The following is a 5,198-nucleotide window of genomic DNA, read 5'->3' on the forward strand; positions in this document are numbered from 1 at the left end:
GACCTTGAAAACTTGCGGCTTATCATTTTTATTCACCGCAATAACCATGTTTTTAAAAAGAGCAAACGACCATTTATTCTCTTCATTTGCTTGATAAGTCACACCACTTTGGCTAATGTCCTTCCAACCTTTGGTTTGACTATCATAACTGTAAAGCTTTTGCTTGCCTCCTACGATTATCTTAACACCATTGCCACTTCTAAAGGCGATTGAACCCAAGGGCTTTTCTTCCAAAGGATTAGAAACAACCATTGCACTAGGCATGGGTATGTAACCGCCATCTGCTGGTAAAACATTCACAAGGCTATCCGTAAAGCTGCCGTTGACAACCGCAACATCTGGTCTGTAATCGGCTACTGGAAAATAAACCATATTAGAAATCCGTTGGTATTATTCTGGTCACGTTATGACGTTGAGACGTCTCTGCACGCAATTCATGCAACTGTTCGTTAAAGTCATTGTAAGCTGCCGTTGCACAATCGGGGTCTTTCAAGATATTCTTGTAAAGTTCGTATTTTGCACGCGCCTTAATCAAATCAAACGCGTGCACAAACCATGGGTGCTCCTCATCGACACTATCTATCTCTGATAAACGCAATGGAGAGAGAATTAGTTGAATCTGATAGGCTCTATCCGGCGTGGGATAAAGATGTAATTTCCTATCAAAATAACTGTAACAAACCGGCGTTCCTTGCTGCTCTGATGATAACAAAGGCTCTAAAGAAACATGGTCCTTACACTCCAATGCAAACTTATGATGTTGATCAGAGCTTAGATAAACGTTTTTGATTTTAACAGCTGTTTCAATAGGGCGGGTAGTGCTTGCATCATAAACACCTTGTCCCGCCCGTGTCTCAAACACCACATCACGGCTTTCGTTAAAGTAAAAGGTCTCCCGTTCACAAAAACGAATGGCTGCAAAAATGCTTTCTTGGATTTGATGAACATACTCATCGGCTATGTCATCAATCTCATCTTGAATAACCGACACTAAGTGCGAAAGTGTTCTCTTATGACGATAAACATCTCGCTTTACTGGTATCGGTCCTCCGGTTTTAACCCGAATATAATGACGTGTCATCAAAATACCTCTCAGTGATTAGTCACGAATTCAACGACTATACTTGCTTGCCCAGCTTGTACTGTTTTGTCCGCTTTGGCATAGAGAGTAAGTTCTTCATCATAAGGGATAAACTCCTTCTGATTGGTAGGCTTAACCTCTTTTACTGCCTGTTGTTTGATTTCTGCTTCACCAAACTCATTGCCGCCAGCAGTGCTGCCTATTTTGACCTTCGTGTCCGAAAATGCTGTCTTAACAAACACTTTAATTGAAGTAATCAAAGCACCACGAGGTAGCGTGCCTATTCTCATAGCGTTTTCTTTATCTTCATAGCTAAAATTAAGCCGCAAAAAGCTTACCTGCTGGGTATGAAGATTTCTCCCTTGCAAGGGCTGTGGTAAATAATCTGCCATGTCTTATCCCCTCAATGATTTGTTACGAATTGCACAACCACAATACATTCACCAGCCGCAGTTGTTTTATCCCGTGTTGCATAAAGGGTCATCTCCTTATCATCTGCAACAAAAGACTTTTGATCTGTTGGCGTAAAATCTTGCGTGCCTTGGGCTTTGATGTCTTTTTCACTGAACTCATTGCCGCCATAGGTGCTGCCTATCTTTAATTTTGTCTCAGAAAACGCGGTCTTGACAAAAGCCTTCATCGAAGTGATCAAAGCGCCACGAGGCAAAATTCCGATTTTTTCCGTAAGATGCTTATCTTTATGCGAAATATTCAAACGTAAGAAACTTACCTGTTGGGTATGAAGAGTTCTTCCCTGCAATGGAGGTGGTAATTGATCTGCCATGTCTTATCCCCTTAATGATTACGCACCAGCTTCACCGCTGTAGGTAGGAATGACAATCGTTCCAAAATCTTGGGCTGTTTGTGCGCTATTTGGCATTTTGAAACGGGTCTTCTTCATTCCTATCAATGTTTTAGCTGCAACACCAAATTGACGTTCATAATCAAAATATTCTTCTTTGAGTGTGTAATGCGTTGCACTGTGATTCTTGCCAAAACCTATAACCGCACTCTGGGCTCCTAAGAAAACCGCACGACGCACACTCTTTACCGCTGTATTATTTGTCGAGTTAACACCATGGGTGACATGTATCGCTTCACGTAAAATAACGCCATTATACATGCCTAGTGAACCATCAAAGATTGGGTTTTTCGCACGAGAGGTTGCATAAACCGATTTTTGAATATCTAACCACTCACCAACGGCTGTATTGGTTCGCAATTGCATGACTTGTGTTGGATGCAAATACAAAACATAAACATCATCACCATTGACATGGACTGGAGAAATTTGCGGATTGGCAAGTTTGGCTTGTTTAACCGCTTCATCAATCAATTTAAGACTAAAGCTATGTTTGGCTTTATCATTGAGATCTTCATCCTTTGTTTTACCATCTGGGCGGATAATACGTTCATTGCTTGGTGCCATGATTTCATTAAAGCCATAATGAACCGGCTTAATATACACTTCTCGACCATCAACATTGATCGTACGGGGTGTATAACCACATACCTGAAGAAAGAACATGATGCTTAAACGATTGGCATACCAACGAACTAAACCTTCTTTGGCTTTTTTCCGTAAATTGGGGAGAATTCTCTGTTGGTCAATCGAGTCATCATTCGCTACACGTGCTGCATGTAAAAGCTCGTTAATCACCAACCGATCATTCATAAATTGAAGCGCTTCTTCATTGCCCTCTAAGGTTTCGCCTTGCGTGACACCGTCCCCAAACAGATTGACCAGCAGACTAAACGTAACGCTATCCCCTGCACTCTTATGGGTTTCGTTGTAAAGCTGGATAATGCTGTTCGAACTTTTGCCAATCAGGGGAGCTATTTTCGTTGCTTTCAAAACTTCATTGCTTAATTTCTGTGACCACAATTTCACCGATTGCGGATCATGGGTTCCTATATGTGTTGTTGCCATTGATTTCACCTTTCTTTGCTGTAAAAAAACCGGCTTAAAGCCGGTGGAAAACCCGCATCAAGGCGGATTATGTTGTAAAACTTATTGCCTAATCAGGGTCTGCACCCATAATTTCATAAAAACGGGCTTCATTTTTCGGGTTCGATATCCACGCGTTAAATTCTTTTTCTGACATATTCGCAAGTGTCTCTTTGGTCATAGGACCCGTCACGCCCCCTCCTCCAGATGCTGTTAAGGTTCTCGCAGAATTCTGCCGGCTTTGAAGTTCTGCTACTTGATTATTCGCTTGAACCCCTTGGTTCTGATAGCCAAGATTTTGCGCTATTCTATAAATCTCTTCTGCCGGATTGAGATCTCTTTGTGCACAAGTCGCTACAATCGTACGCAATTCATTCCTTATGATCTCAGAAATTGTGTTTGGATCTGCATACTCAGGATAAAGTGACGACCAAGAACTCAATTCCTTCGCACGCTTCTCATAAAGAAAATTTGCCGCATCACCAAAATCACTGGATTTATTTTGAAACGACTTAACAGAATTGTTGAAAAACTGACCAAGACGTATATCATGCTGCTGCTGTTCCTCAGCTTGTCTTAGCGCTTCTTTCTGTTCCCTAATATACGCATCCTGCTCTCGAATCTTTTTTCCCATCCAACTCATATAGCCAATAATGTCTTGTGTAGGGTCTGGGGGTGCATTTTCACCTTCAACCATTGGCGTCTGGGATTGGGGTTCATAAAGCTTGACAAGCGCTTCACGAGCTTGTTTAGCTTGTTGCTCCATACGCTGCTGTTCTATGCTAGGAACAATCTCTGAAGGCTTTTCAACGGACTGCACAACCGGCTCTGGAGAGGTGACATCATCATTATCAATCGTTTCACCATCATAAGTGCCGGCATCAAAAGAGCTCTCATCATCAAAGACCGGTGCTCCAACTCTGTAATTTTCATTCATAGCTTCATTCATTTCTGCATTCATTCTTTCACCTTTCTCAACTATGCATACCTCTGTGTAATGCTATTCGCTCTCGCATAATCTGATTATGTGCCTGATCATTGAGAAGCTTCTGCCGTTCAATCTCATAGCGTTGCTTCATCAGTTCTGCGTCTGTTTTTGCTCTCTCTTGATGCACAAAAAGATCAATCTGCTTTTGTTGCAAATCCATCTGATGCATCTGTGCTTTCGTCTCTAAGTCTTGTTGCTTTTCCTGCAACTTCATTTCCTGCTCGGGGTCCATCTGCTGTTGTTGTGCCATTTGTTGCTGTTGGAACTTCTCACTGACACGATTGAGTAATGACGCAGGCAATGGAGAATAACGAAGTAGATCAAGCATAATATCCGGCGTAATGGCATTTTGAAGCAATGGAAGCAGTTGTGTGATGATACCGAAGGTGCGCTCTTTCTCATTCGGGCTGGTTGGCGCATCATCAACAACAATGTCATACTCGACACTCGTTACTTCTTCACGCGTCAATGGAATATATTGCGCATTCTCCTCACCAGATATCCGTACCAAACGACCATCGGACAAGTAATTCTGTATCAAGTGCAAAATAATCTTACCTTGCCGCTTGCGGTACAAACGCAAGCCATCAAATAGACAAGCAAGCAGATTTAAACTGGATTGGCGTCGTTGTGCCTCCAAAATACCCGCTTGTGTCACTTCTCTTGTGCCAATGAATTCGGGCGATAAACCCGTCACCTGATTAATTGCTTCCTTAGCTTCATTAAACAGTTGGAAAAACCCCGTTGGAAATTCTGCTACGGGTTTGGGTTGGATCTTTCCTTGTGCAAGGGCGCCATCTTCAGCAACTAGCAACGCATCAGCCCGCGACCAATCTTGCATAGCCTGCCTGATGTCCTTAAATGCCCCTTCCTCGACAATAAGCCCCCCTTTGGATTGGCTATTAAGGATATACATAACTTGACTAAAGTACTTATTCGCCCACCGTTGTGGGTCTTTTGTAGGACGCACAACCCCATAAAATTGCCGTTCTATCTTGTCAAAATACCCCGTTATACACTCCCAACCCAATTGACCCGCTGGAACCATGGGTTGATCGGGGGATTCAAGCAACTTTCTCCCTAAAAAAGCACGTCTTACAACCTTTTTATTGAAAGCTGCCCCTTGGATATCGGGCATCATGCACTGGAGCTGCTTAAATTCTTCCTCGCTATAATCACGA

At 42.6% G+C, this 5,198-nt stretch carries 5 protein-coding genes and 2 pseudogenes; all 7 read right to left on the bottom strand.

Annotation, left to right across the window (positions count from 1 at the left end; translation table 11 throughout):
* Window positions 1–372: pseudogene (locus tag ACFIJW_RS06870) on the bottom strand (hypothetical protein); the annotation flags it as partial.
* Window position 373: 1 nt separating this feature from the next.
* Complete coding sequence (locus ACFIJW_RS06875) at window positions 374–1,081, bottom strand: hypothetical protein (RefSeq protein WP_273791513.1); 708 nt, start codon at window positions 1,079–1,081, stop codon at window positions 374–376.
* Between the two features lie 11 nt (window positions 1,082–1,092).
* Window positions 1,093–1,473: a hypothetical protein gene (locus ACFIJW_RS06880; RefSeq protein ID WP_375633742.1), complete on the bottom strand. Its 381-nt coding sequence runs from the start codon at window positions 1,471–1,473 to the stop codon at window positions 1,093–1,095.
* A gap of 11 nt (window positions 1,474–1,484) precedes the next feature.
* The gene (locus tag ACFIJW_RS06885; protein ID WP_375633743.1) at window positions 1,485–1,865 is read right to left on the bottom strand and encodes a hypothetical protein; all 381 of its coding nucleotides are present in this window, start codon (window positions 1,863–1,865) and stop codon (window positions 1,485–1,487) included.
* A gap of 18 nt (window positions 1,866–1,883) precedes the next feature.
* The gene (locus ACFIJW_RS06890; RefSeq protein WP_375633744.1) at window positions 1,884–3,011 is read right to left on the bottom strand and encodes a N4-gp56 family major capsid protein; all 1,128 of its coding nucleotides are present in this window, start codon (window positions 3,009–3,011) and stop codon (window positions 1,884–1,886) included.
* A gap of 88 nt (window positions 3,012–3,099) precedes the next feature.
* The gene (locus ACFIJW_RS06895; protein WP_375633745.1) at window positions 3,100–3,990 is read right to left on the bottom strand and encodes a hypothetical protein; all 891 of its coding nucleotides are present in this window, start codon (window positions 3,988–3,990) and stop codon (window positions 3,100–3,102) included.
* Between the two features lie 13 nt (window positions 3,991–4,003).
* Window positions 4,004–5,198, bottom strand: a pseudogene (locus tag ACFIJW_RS06900) (phage portal protein); the annotation flags it as partial.

This window comes from Bartonella sp. MM97QHHN (assembly GCF_042194285.1).
Classification (GTDB): domain Bacteria; phylum Pseudomonadota; class Alphaproteobacteria; order Rhizobiales; family Rhizobiaceae; genus Bartonella.